General features: G+C 40.6%; 19 protein-coding genes and 1 pseudogene. 14 read left to right on the top strand and 6 right to left on the bottom strand.

The features are described from left to right. Window positions 1–156: 156 nt before the first annotated feature. The 3 genes from ADG81_RS07080 (at window position 157) to ADG81_RS07070 (ending at window position 2,786) form a co-directional block, all read left to right on the top strand. Window positions 157–726 (top strand): TetR/AcrR family transcriptional regulator, encoded by a 570-nt coding sequence (locus ADG81_RS07080; RefSeq protein WP_049551322.1) that lies wholly within the window; start codon window positions 157–159, stop codon window positions 724–726. 88 nt (window positions 727–814) lie between these two features. Then, window positions 815–1,591, top strand: coding sequence for a ferredoxin reductase (locus ADG81_RS07075; protein WP_049551321.1), 777 nt, complete (start codon window positions 815–817; stop codon window positions 1,589–1,591). A gap of 121 nt (window positions 1,592–1,712) precedes the next feature. Beyond that, window positions 1,713–2,786: a DUF2974 domain-containing protein gene (locus ADG81_RS07070; protein WP_001273805.1), complete on the top strand. Its 1,074-nt coding sequence runs from the start codon at window positions 1,713–1,715 to the stop codon at window positions 2,784–2,786. An 86-nt stretch (window positions 2,787–2,872) separates the two neighbouring features. Here ADG81_RS07070 and ADG81_RS07065 read toward each other — a convergent pair whose 3' ends face one another. The 3 genes from ADG81_RS07065 to ADG81_RS07055 all read right to left on the bottom strand — a co-directional run bounded on the left by ADG81_RS07065 (window position 2,873) and on the right by ADG81_RS07055 (window position 5,314). Continuing rightward, window positions 2,873–3,892, bottom strand: a complete 1,020-nt coding sequence (locus ADG81_RS07065) for a YdcF family protein (protein ID WP_049551320.1) — start codon at window positions 3,890–3,892, stop codon at window positions 2,873–2,875. Between the two features lie 66 nt (window positions 3,893–3,958). Beyond that, window positions 3,959–4,396, bottom strand: a complete 438-nt coding sequence (locus ADG81_RS07060; protein ID WP_001166796.1) for an Rrf2 family transcriptional regulator — start codon at window positions 4,394–4,396, stop codon at window positions 3,959–3,961. Between the two features lie 75 nt (window positions 4,397–4,471). After that, window positions 4,472–5,314, bottom strand: a complete 843-nt coding sequence (locus tag ADG81_RS07055) for a metallophosphoesterase family protein (protein ID WP_049551319.1) — start codon at window positions 5,312–5,314, stop codon at window positions 4,472–4,474. A gap of 111 nt (window positions 5,315–5,425) precedes the next feature. On the opposite strand from ADG81_RS07055, the gene ADG81_RS07050 reads away from it, so the two are divergent. From ADG81_RS07050 to ADG81_RS10150, 5 genes and pseudogenes are all read left to right on the top strand, one after another. Next, entirely contained in the window at window positions 5,426–6,076 is a 651-nt protein-coding gene (locus ADG81_RS07050; RefSeq protein ID WP_020900446.1) for a metal-dependent transcriptional regulator, read from the top strand. A gap of 118 nt (window positions 6,077–6,194) precedes the next feature. Then, entirely contained in the window at window positions 6,195–6,902 is a 708-nt protein-coding gene (locus ADG81_RS07040; protein ID WP_193389396.1) for a nicotinamide mononucleotide transporter, read from the top strand. Between the two features lie 99 nt (window positions 6,903–7,001). Continuing rightward, window positions 7,002–7,445 (top strand): hypothetical protein, encoded by a 444-nt coding sequence (locus ADG81_RS07035; protein ID WP_049551318.1) that lies wholly within the window; start codon window positions 7,002–7,004, stop codon window positions 7,443–7,445. An 18-nt stretch (window positions 7,446–7,463) separates the two neighbouring features. Then, window positions 7,464–7,616, top strand: coding sequence for a hypothetical protein (locus ADG81_RS09935; protein ID WP_162837196.1), 153 nt, complete (start codon window positions 7,464–7,466; stop codon window positions 7,614–7,616). A gap of 75 nt (window positions 7,617–7,691) precedes the next feature. Further along, window positions 7,692–7,982, top strand: a pseudogene (locus ADG81_RS10150) (hypothetical protein); the annotation flags it as partial. A 38-nt stretch (window positions 7,983–8,020) separates the two neighbouring features. Here ADG81_RS10150 and dtd read toward each other — a convergent pair. Further along, window positions 8,021–8,464 carry a D-aminoacyl-tRNA deacylase gene (dtd, locus tag ADG81_RS07030; protein WP_000691419.1) on the bottom strand — a complete coding sequence of 148 codons (444 nt, stop codon included), beginning with the start codon at window positions 8,462–8,464 and terminating at the stop codon, window positions 8,021–8,023. Between the two features lie 29 nt (window positions 8,465–8,493). Further along, window positions 8,494–10,716: a RelA/SpoT family protein gene (locus ADG81_RS07025; protein ID WP_049551317.1), complete on the bottom strand. Its 2,223-nt coding sequence runs from the start codon at window positions 10,714–10,716 to the stop codon at window positions 8,494–8,496. Window positions 10,717–11,060: 344 nt separating this feature from the next. Here ADG81_RS07025 and ADG81_RS07015 point away from each other — a divergent pair, with 344 nt between their 5' ends. Both ADG81_RS07015 and ADG81_RS07010 read left to right on the top strand, forming a co-directional pair. After that, entirely contained in the window at window positions 11,061–11,324 is a 264-nt protein-coding gene (locus ADG81_RS07015; protein ID WP_049551315.1) for a hypothetical protein, read from the top strand. Between the two features lie 123 nt (window positions 11,325–11,447). Beyond that, window positions 11,448–12,077, top strand: coding sequence for an MBL fold metallo-hydrolase (locus tag ADG81_RS07010; RefSeq protein WP_049551314.1), 630 nt, complete (start codon window positions 11,448–11,450; stop codon window positions 12,075–12,077). Between the two features lie 127 nt (window positions 12,078–12,204). Here the strand turns inward: ADG81_RS07010 and pepO are convergent, their stop codons facing one another. Beyond that, window positions 12,205–14,097 (bottom strand): endopeptidase PepO, encoded by a 1,893-nt coding sequence (gene pepO / locus ADG81_RS07005; RefSeq protein WP_049551313.1) that lies wholly within the window; start codon window positions 14,095–14,097, stop codon window positions 12,205–12,207. Between the two features lie 180 nt (window positions 14,098–14,277). Here pepO and ADG81_RS07000 point away from each other — a divergent pair, with 180 nt between their 5' ends. The 4 genes from ADG81_RS07000 (at window position 14,278) to tpx (ending at window position 17,526) form a co-directional block, all read left to right on the top strand. Next, entirely contained in the window at window positions 14,278–15,000 is a 723-nt protein-coding gene (locus ADG81_RS07000; protein WP_049551312.1) for a metal ABC transporter ATP-binding protein, read from the top strand. After that, window positions 14,997–15,845 (top strand): metal ABC transporter permease, encoded by an 849-nt coding sequence (locus tag ADG81_RS06995; RefSeq protein WP_049551311.1) that lies wholly within the window; start codon window positions 14,997–14,999, stop codon window positions 15,843–15,845. The genes ADG81_RS07000 and ADG81_RS06995 overlap by 4 nt, the downstream gene beginning before the upstream one ends. Before the next feature lie 31 nt (window positions 15,846–15,876). Then, window positions 15,877–16,806: a metal ABC transporter substrate-binding lipoprotein/adhesin PsaA gene (gene psaA, locus ADG81_RS06990; protein WP_000733076.1), complete on the top strand. Its 930-nt coding sequence runs from the start codon at window positions 15,877–15,879 to the stop codon at window positions 16,804–16,806. 228 nt (window positions 16,807–17,034) lie between these two features. Next, window positions 17,035–17,526, top strand: a complete 492-nt coding sequence (tpx, locus tag ADG81_RS06985) for a thiol peroxidase (RefSeq protein WP_000256026.1) — start codon at window positions 17,035–17,037, stop codon at window positions 17,524–17,526. Window positions 17,527–17,593 lie beyond the last annotated feature (67 nt).

The following is a 17,593-nucleotide window of genomic DNA, read 5'->3' as shown; positions in this document are numbered from 1 at the left end:
AGTGTAGTTAAAACGACACTCTATACTCTTCTAACATTGAAAAGCTCCTTATCGAGTGGTATCCGTAAAAAGTTCTAGCTTTCAGATTGACAATCTGAAAAAGATTTGTTAAGATATGAATGAACAAGATTTAATATTCATTCAGAAAAGAGGTGAATCAATTTGGACAAAAAACAGGCTTTGAAATCCGCAGCTTATGAAGTTTTTTCAAAAAAAGGATACAAGGCGACAGGAATTTCAGAAATTGCTAGACAAGCTCATATGGCAGTCGGATCTTTTTATAACTATTACGAAAGTAAAGAAGCTATTTTTTTAGATATCTATATTGATGAAAACAATCGTGTTCGCCAAACTATGATTGAAGAACTGGATTGGGAAATTGATATGATTGATCTTATTAGTCAACTCTTTGCTCAATCCAGAGCACTCGTTTCTTCCAATAAAATCCTTGCAGAATGGTACAATCCTGCCATAGCAGATGAGTTGCATAGCTACTATTCCTCAGAAGAAGGGAAAGTCACGAATCCATTTCATCAATTTCTCGTGAAAACCTTTACTCATCGTTTGCAGACTGAAGGTTATTCTCCAGAAAAAATTCAAAATATTTTACAAGTTTACAACCTATTTTACTACATGGATATGCATATCACAGAAAATGATTTTCCAGATATTAGCAAAACTGTAGAAATACTAGCAACCAACTTCATTAAAGGAATCCTGAAATAAAGAAATCTTTTCTTTATTTTTTGAAAACACTTGAATGAATAGAAATATTATTCATTCATAGAAAATTACTACACTATAGGAGTTAAAAATGAAACGAGGGAAAAAAATGTTCATAATTATTCTAACTACACTTGGATTGCTTGGCTTTATATCTTGGGGAATCATTACCTATCTTGGACGAAGTCAAACTTTATCGATAAAATCCATTGAAAATCCCAGCGGAGATTTGTATTTAGTTCACATCACAAAACCAAAAAATCAAATATGGAAAGCTGGCTCCTATGCTCAGTTTAAGCTTCCTGACAGCTCGTTTGATCCAGACAAAAGTCCAGTAAAGGAGGAACAGACTAGTCGATGGCTAACCCTTGCTTCCACTCCTGATGAGGATGAAATTCTTATTGTAACCCATAATAGTGGTAGCCTGTTCAAGGAAACCTTAACACATTTACCAGCTGGTAATGAAATTGAGATGAGTTGGCTGGAGTCATCTTTATCTGTTGAAGACAATGACCAAGCACTTGTTTGTTTTGCCTCTGATGTCGGCATTTCTACTCTACGTTCAGTTGTGAAAGAGTGGGCTGGTAAGCGCTCCATCATTCTTAATCATTTAGACAAAGGAGTAAGCATTTTTGATAATGAGTTAAGAGAGCTTAATCAGAACAATCCGAATCTAACTTATAAAACTAGCGAAACCTTTTCTCAAAGCCAAGCATTTCTAAAAAATGCTGTTGAGAAATACGGCAACCAAGCTATTTATCTCTTGACCGGCCAACCTGATGATATAAATGAGATGAAAAATTTCTTAAAAGAGAATGGGATTGACGACAAACAGATGCAAACAAGTATGTTTAGAGGTTTGAAATAAAAGCAAACTGTCTTCTATGTATCTGAATCATATCATTATAGATTGGTATGTAGAGACCATACAAACTAACTAGTAAATTCTATGGAATTGTGATAAGATAATTAAAAAGAAAGGAGCTCTTATGGCCAATATTTTTGACTATCTGAAAGATGTCGCACATGATTCCTTTTACGACCTACCTTTGAATGAATTAGACATTCTATCCTTAACAGAAACCACCTACCTCTCCTTTGATAATCTGGTCTCCACAACTCCTCAGCGACTTTTAGACCTAGCATCTCAGGTTCCAAGAGAATCGAACATGTTGACCAATAAAAATCGGCTCCAGTTGTTAGATGAATTGGCTCAACACAAACGCTTCAAGAATTGCAAACTCTCCCATTTTATCAACGACATCGACACTGAACTGCAAAAGCAATTTGCGGCTATGACCTACCGCCTCACTCTCGACACCTATCTGATTGTCTTTCGTGGGACTGATGACAGTATCATTGGCTGGAAGGAAGATTTCCACCTGACTTATATGAAGGAAATTCCTGCTCAAAAGCACGCCCTCTCCTATTTAAAGAACTTTTTTGCCCATCATCCTAAGCAAAAGGTCATTCTGGCTGGGCATTCCAAGGGAGGAAATCTAGCCATCTATGCTGCTAGTCAAATTGAGCAAAGCTTGCAAAATCAGATCACAGCAGTTTATACCTTTGATGCGCCTGGTCTCCACAAAGAACTGACACAAAGCGAGGGCTATCAAAGAATAATGGATAGAACCAAGGTCTTTATCCCACAAGGTTCTATTATCGGTATGATGCTAGAAATTCCTGACCGCCAAGTCATCGTTCAAAGTACTGCCTTAGGTGGTATCGCCCAGCATGATACTTTTAGCTGGCAAATTGAGAACAAACACTTTGTCCAACTGGATAAGACCAATAGCGATAGCCAACAAGTCGACACGACCTTCAAAGAATGGGTGTCCACAGTCCCTGATGAGGAACTTCAGCTTTACTTCGACCTCTTCTTTGGCACCATTCTTGATGCTGGCATTAGCTCCATCAATGACTTGTCTTCCTTCAAGGTTATTGAACACATTCATCATCTCTTTGTCCAAGCGCAATCCCTCACTCCAGAAGAAAGGGAAACTATGGGACGCCTTACCCAGTTATTGATTGATACCCGTTACCAAGCCTGGAAAAATAGATAATACCTTTCAAAAATCAAATGAATACAAAAAAAGACCTAGAATACATATTTTCATGTACATTCTAAGTCTTTTTTAATAAAATCTAACTACCAAATAACCCCTTTATAGGCTAGTAAAATGATAGCTAATATCGGAACATAAAAGGCAAGGAAGAGCCATTTCATTTTGACACATAGAGCCACGTACTCCCGAATAAAAGCAGATGGTATGTAGTAGCCGGCTGTCCTACATCCGAGTCCATCTCCCTTCATATTTAGCTTACGAGCATAGGTACTAGTTCTAAAGACATGATAGTCATTTGTAACAAAGAGGAAACACGGATTTTCAACCAATTGTTTTCCAATTTCTTTTGAAAACAATAAATTTTCATAGGTTGTTCTGGACTTATCTTCAAGAAGAACAGATTCCTTGTTTACATCTGTCTCTTCTAAAATATAGTTATAAATAGCCTGCGCTTCAGAAATCTTTTCATCTGCTCCTTGACCACCACTGGCAATAATTTTTATGTTAGAATTCTTAGAATTGTGGTAAGCTTCTACCGCCTTATCGATTCTCCTCTTTAGCAAAGGTGTTGCCTTTTCCCCACCTAGTAAACCTGCACCGTGAATGATAATAAAATCATAATGCTTTTTCTTAGGAATAAAGAGATACAAGATAGAGTACAACATAAAACCTGCAAAGGCAAAACCAAAAATAAAGTAAGAATAGGCAATGAATACAAATAGAATTTTGAACAGATGGTTATTAGAAAATAAATCGCCTCTATCTACAAAGCGAAATAACATCAAGGCAAAAAATACCAAAATGACTATTCCAAAGAGCATTGAGAGATAATTAGCCTTTGAACGTCCCTCTCGCTTCAGCAGGATAACGCCATTATAGATTAAAAAGATGCCACTTAGAAAAATCAAAAAAGGAAGTAAGACAAAGGCAAATACATAAAAAGCTAACTGGACATTCTCATACCCGTTTTTATAAAAAAGGTAGGATAGATAAATATAACTTGAAATGAGAGATAATAAAAATAATACTGGATTCCACAAACTTCTATTATCTATCCAAAATGACAGTATAAAGGCTAATACAATTCCTATAACGAGATACATTTCTTCCTCCTTTAATGACTACATTTTATCATAATTAGCTAAAGAGAAAAAGAGGGCATCTCTCTCTTATTCCTTCATTTGACTCTCTGCATCTGCCACGACTTGCTCTAGACTGGTCTGACCAAGTTCAGCCTCCATAGCCAGCTGGATTCTCTCCAATTTTTGATCCAAAACATCATGAATATGAGCTCCAACTGGGCAATTTGGATTTGGATTGTCATGAAAACTAAAGAGTTGACCTGTCTTACCAAGACACTCAACCGCCTGATAAACATCTAAAAGACTAATGTCCTTTAGATCCTTAACAATCTCTGTTCCGCCTGTTCCACGCGCTACTGAAATCAACTCTGCCTTCTTCAACTGGGACAAGGTTTTTCTAATAATGACTGGATTGACCCCAACACTAGCAGCCAGAAAATCACTGGTCACCTTGCTTTCCTTCCCCTTGAGGGCAATGATTATCAGCATATGAGTCGCAATGGTAAATCTACTTGGAATTTGCATCCTCTTCTCCTTTTTACGAGGCTACCCTGCCTCTACTCTTCTTTTTCTATTATTATACCCTTTTTAGTTGTAATGTCAATCGTTACCACTTTTCAACCAAGCATCTAATTCCCTATCATAGCCCTCTTTCTGGGCCAATTCTCTCAGAAATTCCTGATGATGAGTATGGTGAATACCATTGACCAGACTTTCATAGTAAACCTCAAAATAAGGAAGTTTGAGGTCTTTAGCCAGTTGCAATTCAGCTGCCACATCGTAATCCACTCGTCGGAAGTCCATATCTACCAAGCCCTTGTCATCAAACTCTAAAATCATATACTGGGCTCGCAAGTCCTTCCGCAACTGGGTATCTAGAAAGAAAGGCTGGCCAATTGAACCCGGATTGACAATCAATTGCCCACCAGTCCCGTAACGAAGCAACTGCTGGTGAATATGACCATAAACAGCAATATCACAAGGGGGATTGGTCACCAAGCGGTCAAAGTCCTCTTGTGATCCAGTATGAATCAACTCTCGCCCCCAGTTCTTATCAGGCAGATGATGGCTAATTCCTACCGTCAAATCACCAAACTGACGATGAATCTGGAGTGGTTGATTGTGGAGCAGTTCAATTTCTTCTAGGGAAATTTCCTCTAAAACATACTGGCACTGGCGCAAGAGATAGCGTTGACTGGGACGAGTACTATCCAATTCCTTGCGGACACCATGCCAAAGACTGTCTTCCCAGTTTCCCAAAACTCTAGCCGTAATCGGTAGTTGAGCCAACAAGTCCAAAATCCTTCTACGCCCTGTCCCTGGCATGAGAATGTCTCCCAAAAGCCAGTATTCATCCACTCCTAGCTGCCGCGCATCTGCTAAAACTGCCTCTAAAGCAGTGGTATTACCATGAATATCTGAAAGAAGAGCTATTTTCGTCATATCCATCTCCTCGTTTTTTCTCTTGCAATAAGTATAACATAAAAAGTCACAGCTAGAGAAATCTAGCTTTTTTTGATATACTAGATATAGATATTAGACAAGAGGAAGCGAATGACCCCGAATAAAGAAGACTATCTAAAATGTATTTATGAAATTGGCATAGATTTGCATAAAATCACCAACAAGGAAATTGCGGCTCGCATGCAAGTCTCTCCCCCTGCCGTAACTGAAATGATTAAACGGATGAAGAGCGAAAATCTCATCCTTAAGGACAAGGAATGTGGCTATCTACTGACTGACCTCGGGCTCAAACTGGTCTCTGAGCTCTATCGTAAGCACCGTTTGATTGAAGTTTTTCTAGTCCATCATTTAGACTATACGAGTGACCAAATTCACGAGGAAGCTGAGGTATTGGAACATACTGTCTCTGAGCTATTCGTGGAGAGACTAGAAAAATTGCTTGGATTCCCCAAGACCTGCCCTCACGGAGGAACTATTCCTGCCAAGGGAGAACTCCTGGTTGAAATCAATAACCTGCCACTAGCTGACATCAAGGAAGCTGGCGCCTACCGCCTGACTCGGGTGCACGATAGTTTTGACATTCTCCATTATTTGGATAAGCACTCACTTCACATCGGTGACTGTCTCCAAGTCCAGCAGTTTGATGGCTTCAGCAATACCTTCACTATCCTCAGTAAAGAAGAGGATTTACAAGTAGGTATGGACATTGCCAAACAGCTCTATGTCGAAAAAATCGACTAATTTCTTAAGTACCCCAACCACCCCTGAAAATTTTATTTTCAGGGTTTTATTTCTATCATTTGATTTTACTTTCATTTAGTTATATAATATTTGTCAAAAAAGAAAGATATCTTAATATATGAAAAAATCACTAAAAATTTTTGCGACATCCAAATGGTTTGACCTCTTCGGGGTTGCTTTGGTCGTTGGGATTGCGATTGCATCTGGTTACCTCAACTCACGCCTCGATAAATTTGTAGATTGGGGCCCCTGGACTGCCCTTGTTCCCTTTGGTTTGATTTCCGTAACCAATGTTGGGATTTCCATGTTGTCCACTCGTTTCACTGGAAAATTAAGCAAATGGGGAAATTACTTTGGTATTGTCAATACGATCTTATCTGGTACCATTGATTATATCCTTGGAAATAAGGCGGCCATTATCACCTATCCTGTCACCTTCCTCATTTATACCTTTGCTATTAAGAAATGGGAAGCTTCGCAAGAAGGCAGACCCAACCAAATGAGCCAAAAACAGGTAAAATTGGTAGCCATCATCATTTCCATCATCGCCTTCCTCTTTGCCTTTGTGACCAACTATATCGGATATGGGGGCAAGATGAATCTCCTTGCCTACGTAACAACTATTGCCTTTGCACTGTCCCTCATTGCCAATGCTTTTAACGCATTGAAACTAACAACTCAGTGGGGCTTTTGGTTGATTTACAATTTCGTTCAGCTGACAAAAGCTGGTATTCAAGGAAATTTTGCCAATATCGGAAAATACATCTTTTATATCCTCAATGCAATTGGAGCTTTATTTGTCTGGAATGATGAAGAAGTTAGATAATAGAAGAAAACTCAAATAAAGAATACTAGCCAACTTAAGAGAATCTCCCTTCTGCTATTTTTATCATTTTACTTGTAACTCCCATTCTTTTGGAGTAGAATGAAGCTAGATAAAGGAGGGAGGTCTTGTCATGAAAAACTCTTTAGACTCCATTTTACAACAATTGCAGTTATCGATTTGCTACTATTCGCATTTTTTAGCAAAAAACCCGAGACATCTTTGGAGTGGCTCTTGCTCTCTGGCTTCATTTTCCTCCTTGCTCAAGGACTCCTGCTATTTCGCTTGGTTGTCCGACTCAAACATCAATTCGCTGAGATTTATCCTCAAATCCATAAAAAGATTCACTTCTACTATTTAGGAGTGCTCTCCATTGATTTTCTATTTTTTGTCCTTTTAACCTTCGTTAGTTCTCATCGTTTTTCATCTCTTATGCCAATCATCACTGCTTGCCATTCTACTTTATATTATATGACAGCTGACTACCTAAGAGAAAACTATCAAGACTTTTACGACAAACACATCTCTTTGTGGGAGTGTCTCTAAGGAAAAGAAGGTTTTATCATGAAAAAAATTATCTCCATCAAAACCATTCAACTCCTTATCATCGATGGAATTATGCTGGCATTTTTGACATTTAAAGAGGGACTTACTTGGAATTGGATTTTGATTTATAGTGGTTGGCTTATACTCAATGAAAATCAAAGAGCAAACTAGGAAGCTAGCCGCAAGCTGTACTTGAGTAAGGTAAGGCGACGCTGACGTGGTTTGAAGAGATTTTCGAAGAGTATTATTTTCTTTCATCCTGTGCTATTGACCTATCTTTCCAACCAACTTTGTGACCACTTTAGTCACCTTTATTCCCAGATTAGACCGAGATTCTGGCGTTTTACCTTACAAATCCTCCTATGGGATATCCTGATGATTCTCTCCTTGATATGTTTAAGTGGTATGCCACTTCTCCTTCTGGGAACTCTCCTAATCCTAGGACACCTCATCCCTTCCTATCGCATAAGCCAAAGCCTGAAAAGAGATTTTCCTAAGGCCTATCAGAAACAGATTTCATTTTGGAGTATTTTATGATAGATAAGAAAAACCAAGCCGGCTGGGCTTGGTCTTTCTTATCTATTTTTAGTATCAAGTATAATGGTGACTGGTCCGTCATTGACCAGCTCAACCTGCATATCCGCTCCAAAAATGCCTGTCTGAACGGGAACTTCTTGCGCTAATTTTTGGTTGAAAGCATCATAGAAGTCTGATGCCATATCAGGCTTAGCTGCCCCTGTAAAGGCTGGACGATTGCCTTTCTTGGTATCCGCAAAGAGGGTAAACTGAGAAATAGAGAGGATTTCTCCTTCAATATCTTTGACAGACAGGTTCATCTTGCCTTCTGCGTCTGAAAAAATCCGCATATTGACCAGTTTTCTCACAGCATAGTCCAAATCTTCCTCTTGGTCCTCTGGTCCAACACCAACCAGCAATAAGAGTCCCTGATTGATTTTTCCCTGAACCTGACCTTCGATACTCACTTGGGCTTTTTTAACCCGTTGGATAATGATTTTCATAATAGCCTTTCTAGTAAGGGCTAGGGCAATTAACCGTTAGTCCGTTTGACAGAGTATACTTCTGGCACACTCTTAATCTTGTCCACAACCGAAGTCAGTGTCGAGAGGTTGGCAATACCGAAGGATACATGGATATTAGCAAATTTCATATCCTTGGTTGGTTGGGCGTTGACTGTTGAGATATTCTTAGTTGTGTTTGAAAGAACTTGCAGTACATCGTTCAACAACCCTGTACGGTTGAGGCCGTAGATATCGATATGAGCCATATACTCCTTATTTGAGTTTGAATACTGGTCTTCCCACTCCACATCAAGGAGACGTTGCTCATAGTTTTCTTGGGCGCGCAGGTTCATACAGTCCACACGGTGAATAGCCACACCACGCCCCTTTGTGATGTAGCCAACAATATCGTCACCAGGAACAGGATTACAACACTTAGCAATCCGCACTAGGAGACCTGAGGCACCTTCAATGACCACTCCACCCTCATGCTTAACCTTAAGGGTTTCTTTGTTCTCAACCTTGACCTCGCCACCTTTGACAAGTTCTTCTGCCTCAGCCTTGGCCTTGGCACGTTCTTCTTCACGGCGTTCCTTTTCAGTCAGACGGTTAAAGACGGTAATAGCACCGATTTCTCCAAAACCAATGGCCGCAAAGAGGGATTCTTCTGTCTTGTAGCTGGTCTTTTGTAGAACTTGGTCCATATGACGCTTGTCCATGAATTTATTGGCCACATAGCCATTTTCTTGGAACTGATCCATCAGCATCTCACGGCCCTTGTTGACAGATAATTCCTTGTCTTGGTTTTTAAAGAACTGACGAATCTTGTTGCGCGCCTTGCTGGTCTTAACCATATTGAGCCAGTCACGGCTCGGCCCAAAGGAGTTGGGGTTGGTGACAATTTCAACCTGATCCCCTGTCTTGAGCTTGGTTGTCAGTGGAACCATACGACCATTGACCTTGGCACCAGTTGCTTTTTCCCCGACTTTTGTATGGATTTCATAGGCAAAGTCAATCGGTCCTGAATCTTTTGGAAGGGAACGAACAGCTCCATCTGGAGTAAAGACATAAATCTCCTCAGCCAGATAGTTTTCCTTAACTGAATCTACAAATTCCTTAGCATCATCAGCCTGGTCTTGGAGTTCCATCATCTCCTTGATCCAGTTCATCCCAATGGCTGATTCCTTGCTGTTAACCTGCCCCTTGATGCCTTTCTTATAAGCCCAGTGAGCCGCAACCCCGTACTCAGCCACCTCGTGCATTTCCTTGGTCCGAATCTGGAATTCAATCGGCCCTTTTGGACCATAGACAGTCGTATGGATAGACTGGTAACCATTAGCCTTACGGTTAGCGATATAATCTTTGAAACGACCTGGCATTGGTTTCCAAAGTTCATGCACATAACCAAGCATGGCATAAACATCACTTTGGGTATCCAAAATACAGCGAATGGCAATCAAGTCATAGATTTCCTCAAAACGTTTTCTCTTATCCTGCATTTTGCGGAAAATCGAGTAAATATGCTTGGGACGACCGTAAATCTTTCCATTTAGATGACGATCTGTCGTATATTCCTCTAATTTTGTGACCACCTCATCCACCAAGGCTTCACGCTCTCTGCGTTTTTCCTTCATCATATGGGTAATCTTGTAAAACTCCGTTGGATTGAGATAACGGAAAGATAGGTCTTCCAATTCCCATTTGACACTGGAAATCCCCAAACGATGGGCAAGCGGGGCATAAATTTCCATTGTTTCTTTGGAAATACGCTCCTGCTTGTCTTTTCGAAGGTGTTTCAGGGTCCGCATATTGTGCAAGCGGTCAGACAGTTTGACCAAGATAACGCGGATGTCCTCAGACATGGCCATAAGCATCTTGCGATGATTTTCAGCCAACTGCTCCTCGATCGATTTGTACTCGACCTTACCAAGCTTGGTAACCCCGTCAACAATCACCCGCACATCAGGACCAAACTCTCTTTCCAAATCGTCCAAGGTCGCATCAGTATCTTCCACCACATCATGCAAGAAACCACAAGCTACTGTCACAGCATCCAACTTGAGCTTAGCTAAAATACCTGCTACTTGGATAGGGTGAATGATATAAGGTTCACCTGATTTACGATATTGACCACTATGGCATTCAACGGCGTAAACCAAGGCCTTATGGACAAAAGCCACATCTTCTTCCGATAAATATTTCTGTGTTAAAGCGACAACTTCATCGCCTGTTAAATTCACTTCTTTTGGCATCTCTACTCTCCAATTCTTCCTACCATTTTATCACTTTTTTAAGAATATGAAAACTAGATTGGAACAGAATAAGAAAAAAATAATTCAGAATTGCTTGATAATTCTGAATTATTATTCTATAATATATTACGAAGTTAGATTTTAAACTTAGGTGATAGAAGGAGAGATAGAAGAACGGAAACCATATTGTAACCGAAAGACTTTCTGACTTCCCCAATTCCATTGAAGATACAAAAGATAAACGATGGAACTCGTGTCACATACACTGGTACCTTGACTGGATTTTGGAATTAAAAATCCTCAAGATACTTTCTTTTATCCTTTAGTTTATAAGGAGAACACCTATGAAAAAAACTGGTATTTCTATCTTTGCTCTCCTAGTGTTAGGAGTTAGTTGCCTGTTCCTATTCAGCCAGCAAAGCTATAAAAAAACAGTCGTTCAATATTATGCTAACGACCAGAACCTGCCCAATAGGATAACTTATAGTGAGTATAGCGACAAAAGAGAAGCCAACTACGGTGGCACTCTAAACATCACGTCTATCAAACAAGCTAATGACGGAGTTTATGCAACCTATGAAGGGCAATTGACACCTCTCCAATATTGATAAATTGTTAACCAGCCTGTCTTCATCTAGTCATGCTGGTTTTTAAATTCATTCTAAATCCTTACCTATTCTCCCCAACTGTGCTATACTTATCTTAGTACATTCTTTGAGATTGGAGTCAATATGAAAATCCATAAAACCGTCAATCCTGTTGCCTATGAAAATACCTATTACCTAGAAGGTGAAAAACACCTCATCGTTGTCGATCCTGGCAGCCATTGGGAAGCTATTCGTCAGACCATCGAGAAGATCAACAAACCGATCTGCGCTATTCTCCTTACCCACGCCCATTATGACCATATCATTAGCCTGGACTTGGTTCGCGAAACTTTTGGCAATCCTCCTGTCTATATCGCAGAGAACGAAGCCAGCTGGCTCTACACTCCTGTCGATAATCTCTCTGGTCTCCCTCGTCACGATGATATGGCAGATGTGGTCGCAAAACCTGCAGAACACACTTTTATCTTTCACGAAGAATACCAACTAGAGGAATTTCGTTTCACTGTCTTGCCAACACCAGGGCACTCTATCGGCGGTGTTTCTATCGTCTTTCCGCAAGCTCACCTAGTCTTGACAGGAGATGCTTTGTTCCGTGAAACAATCGGACGGACGGATCTTCCGACTGGTAGCATGGAGCAACTCCTTCATAGTATCCAGACCCAACTCTTCACCCTACCAAACTATGATGTCTATCCAGGACATGGTCCAGCTACTACTATTGCTCACGAAAAAACTTTCAATCCTTTTTTCTAGTAAAATGATGACAATCAATAGCACAATTTAAGTAAACTATCCAGCAAATCTTTCCATTGTAAAAGGCATCCAGTCAAGGTTTTCACACCTGATTGGATGCCTTTTTCTGATGACTAGATTTTTTACATTACCAAATAATCACGCGGTCTTCTGGTGAACGCCACATACCGTCTCCTTCTTTGACATCATAGGTTGTAAAGAAATCATCGAAGTTTGGTACTTGCACATTGACACGGAGTTTGGCTGGTGCGTGCACATCGACGCTAGCCAAAAGTTTCATAAATTCTGGGCGACCTTTCATGCGCCAGATGCGACCGAAGTTGTAGAAGAACTCTTCTGCTGAGAAGTCTGGTTCTCTCTTAGCTGCTTCAAGCGCTGCAGCGATTCCTCCCAAGTCAGCCACGTTTTCTGACACAGTCAATTTACCGTTAATGGTTGCTCCATAAGAATCTTGTCCATCAAATTGGTCAATAACTTTTTGCGTTTTCTCCTTGAAGGCAGTATAGTCACTCTCTGTCCACCAATCCTTGAGGCTACCATTTTCATCAAAGGATGCTCCGTTGGTATCAAAGGCATGGGAAATTTCGTGGGCAATAACTGCACCAATACCACCGTAGTTAGCAGAAGACGACTGATGTAAGTCATAGAAAGGCGCCTGTAAAATAGCTGCTGGGAAGACAATCAGGTTCTTCTGAGGATTGTAGTAGGCATTGACCATATGAGCAGGCATGCCCCATTCCTTGTAGTCAACAGGCTGATTCCACTTGCTCCAACTGTGTTTGATTTCCACACGCGCAAAGGCTAGAGCATTGTCAAAAAGACTAGCAGTCTCATCCACTACCTTGTCCTTATAGCGTTCTGGCAATTCTTCAGGGTAACCGATATAAGGCTTGATAACATTGAGTTTGACGATGGCCTTGTCACGAGTTTCAGGAGTCAGCCAGTCATTTTTAGCCAAGCGTTCCTTATAAACATCAATCATAGTTGCCACTTTTTTCTCCACGTCTGCCTTAGCCTCTGGGGAGAATTTTTCATGGGCATACCAGAGACCCAAGGCTTGTTTGAAAGGACCTTGTGCTAGCTGGTAGGCTGCCTTGACCTTGTCTTTGGCTTCTGGAACTCCTGAAAGCGCACGGCTATAGGCACCTGACAAGACACGGATTTCTTCTGTTAAATAGCTGGTTGAGAGATTGACAACACTTAAAATTAAGGTTGCCTTGAGGAGAGGCCAGGCCTCTTCACTATAGAATTGATCTGCTGCTTGCCAGAAACGTTCCTCGTCTACGATAACCTTGTCTGGTACTTGTCCAAGAACGGCTTGGAAGAAGTCATCCAAAGGTAGAGCAGGCGCAAATTTCTTGAAATCTTCGTAAGCATATGGATGGTAAAGTTTAGCATACTCTGAACTTTCTTCATTAGAGAGCACCACTGCCGCAACTCGACGGTCCAATTCTAGTCTTTTCTCTAGCAAGTCTTCAATTTCTGCATCAGAGAAATCATAAGCTTTGAGGAGATTTGCGCTGCTTTCTTTCCAAAGAGTCAAGAGCTCTTCGCGCTGAGGATGATCTTCTGCATAGTAGGTCGTATCTGGCAGAATCGTGCTTGGAGCGCTAGCCCATAAAACGTTGATTCTGGCATCCATAAAGTCTGGCGATACACCAAAAGGAAGGAAGTTTGGTTTTCCTGCAAGCTCAAACTCTGCTAGTTTAGCTGTAAAATCTGCAAAAGTCTCCAATTCTTGGAATTCTTTAAGGAGTGATAAGACAGGTGTGATACCGTCAGCTTCTCTCTTGTCAAAATCACGAACTAGGCGGTGGTATTTGACAAAGTTTGCCAAGATAGCATCCTCAGGCACCTCTTCACCTGCCAACCACTTGTCTGTTGTCGCAAGCATCAAGTCTTCAATTTCCTGGTCTAAATCAACAAAACCACCTGTTTGAGACTTATCTGCTGGGATTTCAGCTGTCTTCTGCCATTCTCCATTGATTGCATCATAAAAATCATCTTGATAACGTGTCATCTTGTTCTCGCTTTCATTTTTTTAAGTTATTGCTAGCTTAACAAAAATTGCTTGGGAATGCAATTAAAAATGAACTTTCCTTTTCCATCATTTTTCAGTTATTATTTTAATTTTTTCAAAAATTAACTTGACTTAATTTTTTTTTTAATGTATATTAAGAGACAGGAGGAATACAACTGTATGATACGTATCGAAAACCTCAGTGTCTCCTACAAAGAAACGTTGGCACTTAAGGATATTTCACTAGTGCTCCAAGGACCAACAATTACCGGTATCATTGGTCCAAACGGTGCTGGGAAATCAACATTATTAAAAGGGATGCTGGGAATTATCCCACATCAAGGTCAGGCATTTCTCGATGACAAGGAAGTTAAAAAATCCTTACATCGAATCGCCTATGTCGAACAAAAAATCAATATCGACTACAACTTTCCCATCAAGGTCAAGGAATGTGTCTCGCTAGGACTATTTCCCTCTATTCCTCTCTTTCACAGTTTAAAAGCTAAACATTGGAAGAAAGTGCAAGAGGCCCTTGAAATTGTCGGTCTAGCTGACTACGCTGAACGTCAAATCAGTCAACTGTCTGGAGGTCAATTCCAGCGGGTCTTGATTGCCAGATGTCTGGTGCAGGAAGCCGACTATATCCTCTTGGATGAACCCTTTGTTGGGATTGACTCAGTCAGTGAAGAAATCATCATGAATACGCTGAGAGATCTGAAAAAAGCTGGAAAGACGGTTCTCATCGTCCACCACGACCTCAGCAAGGTTCCCCACTACTTCGATCAAGTCTTGCTTGTCAATCGAGAAGTGATTGCCTTTGGTCCAACCAAAGAAACCTTTACCGAATCCAATCTCAAAGAAGCTTACGGTAATCGACTATTTTTCAATGGAGGTGACCTATGATTGCAGAATTTATCGATGGATTACAAAAATTCCATTTCTTACAAAATGCCTTGATAACGGCTATTGTCATCGGGGTCGTAGCTGGAGCTGTGGGATGTTTCATCATCCTACGCGGGATGTCACTCATGGGAGATGCCATTTCACATGCTGTCTTGCCAGGTGTAGCCCTCTCCTTCATCTTAGGCGTTGACTTCTTTATCGGAGCCATTGTCTTTGGATTGCTAGCTGCTATCATCATTACCTACATCAAGGGGAACTCGATTATCAAAAGCGATACCGCCATCGGCATTACCTTTTCTTCTTTCTTAGCCCTCGGTATCATCTTGATTAGTGTCGCTAAAAGTTCAACTGACCTTTTCCATATCCTTTTTGGTAATATCCTAGCCGTCCAAGATACGGATATGTTTATTACTATGGGTGTTGGGGCAGTCATTCTCTTGTTAATCTGGATTTTCTTCAAGCAACTCTTGATAACTTCCTTTGATGAACTCTTGGCTAAAGCCATGGGAATGCCTGTCAATTTCTATCACTACCTTCTCATGGTACTCCTGACTCTCGTGTCTGTGACAGCCATGCAAAGTGTCGGAACTATCCTGATTGTAGCCATGCTGATTACCCCAGCTGCAACTGCTTATCTTTATGCTAATAGCCTGAAAAGCATGATTTTCCTTTCCTCAACCTTTGGAGCGATAGCTTCAGTTTTGGGACTCTTTATCGGTTATAGCTTTAACGTTGCGGCAGGTTCTAGTATCGTGCTCACAGCTGCTAGTTTCTTTCTCATTAGCTTCTTTATCGCTCCAAAACAACGATATTTGAAACTGAAAAATAAACATTTGTTAAAATAAGGGGCAAAACCCCAATAAATTGGAGGATCTAATGAAAAAATTAGGTACATTACTCGTTCTCTTTCTTTCCGTCATCGCTCTTGTAGCATGTGCTAGTGGAAAAAAAGATGCAGCTTCTGGTCAAAAACTAAAAGTTGTTGCCACAAACTCAATCATCGCTGATATTACTAAAAATATTGCTGGTGACAAGATTGATCTTCACAGTATCGTTCCTGTTGGCCAAGACCCACACGAATACGAACCACTCCCTGAAGACGTTAAGAAAACTTCTCAAGCTGATTTGATTTTCTATAACGGTATCAACCTTGAAACAGGTGGCAATGCTTGGTTTACAAAATTGGTAGAAAATGCTAAGAAAACTGAAAACAAAGACTACTTTGCAGTCAGCGAAGGCGTTGATGTTATCTACCTTGAAGGCCAAAACGAAAAAGGCAAAGAAGACCCACACGCTTGGCTTAACCTTGAAAACGGTATGATTTTTGCTAAAAATATCGCAAAACAATTGAGCGCTAAAGACCCTAGCAACAAGGAATTCTACGAAAAAAATCTCAAAGAATATACTGATAAGCTAGACAAACTTGACAAGGAAGCTAAGGAGAAATTTAACAACATCCCTGCTGAGAAAAAACTCATCGTAACCAGTGAAGGATGCTTCAAATACTTCTCTAAAGCCTACGGTGTCCCAAGTGCCTATATCTGGGAAATCAACACTGAAGAAGAAGGAACTCCTGACCAAATCAAGACCTTGGTTGAAAAACTTCGCCAAACAAAAACTCCTTCCCTCTTTGTAGAATCAAGTGTGGATGACCGTCCAATGAAGACTGTTTCACAAGACACAAACATCCCAATCTACGCACAAATCTTTACTGACTCTATCGCAGAACAAGGTAAAGAAGGCGACAGCTACTACAACATGATGAAATACAACCTTGATAAGATTGCTGAAGGATTGGCAAAATAATACTCTTCGAAAATCAAATTCAAACCACGTCAGCGTCGCCTTGCCGTACTCAAGTACAGCCTGTGGCTAGCTTCCTAGTTTGCTCTTTGATTTTCATTGAGTATAAGCCTCTGAAAAACGTCATTCTCACGCGAGCTGGCGTTTTTTCTATGCCCATATTTCCGGTCAAATCATTGGAAAATTCTGACTGTTTCAGCTACAATGGAAGAAAAAAGATTGGAGTATCTTATGGTAACTTTCCTAGGAAATCCTGTGAGCTTTACAGGTAAACAACTACAAGTCGGCGACAAGGCGCTTGATTTTTCACTCACTACAACAGACCTTTCTAAAAAATCTCTGGCTGATTTTGATGGCAAGAAAAAAGTTTTGAGTGTCGTGCCTTCTATCGATACAGGTATCTGCTCAACTCAAACGCGTCGCTTTAATGAAGAACTGGCTGGACTGGACAACACGGTCGTATTGACTGTTTCCATGGACCTACCTTTTGCTCAAAAACGTTGGTGCGGTGCTGAAGGTATTGAAAATGCCATCATGCTCTCAGACTATTTCGACCATTCCTTTGGACGTGATTATGCTCTCTTAATCAATGAGTGGCACCTATTGGCACGCGCAGTCTTTGTCCTCGATACTGACAATACTATTCGCTACGTTGAATACGTGGACAATATCAACTCTGAACCAAACTTCGAAGCCGCAATTGCAGCTGCTAAAGCCCTATAGAAAAAATCCTCTGTCACAAAGAGTTCCCTACTCTTTGAAACGGAGGATTTTTTGTTTACGAGTATAT

The sequence above is a fragment of the Streptococcus pseudopneumoniae genome, assembly GCF_001070815.1.
GTDB lineage: Bacteria > Bacillota > Bacilli > Lactobacillales > Streptococcaceae > Streptococcus > Streptococcus pseudopneumoniae_P.
The sequence above is the reverse complement of the archived record's forward strand: the minus strand, read 5'-3'. Positions and strand labels throughout refer to the sequence as shown.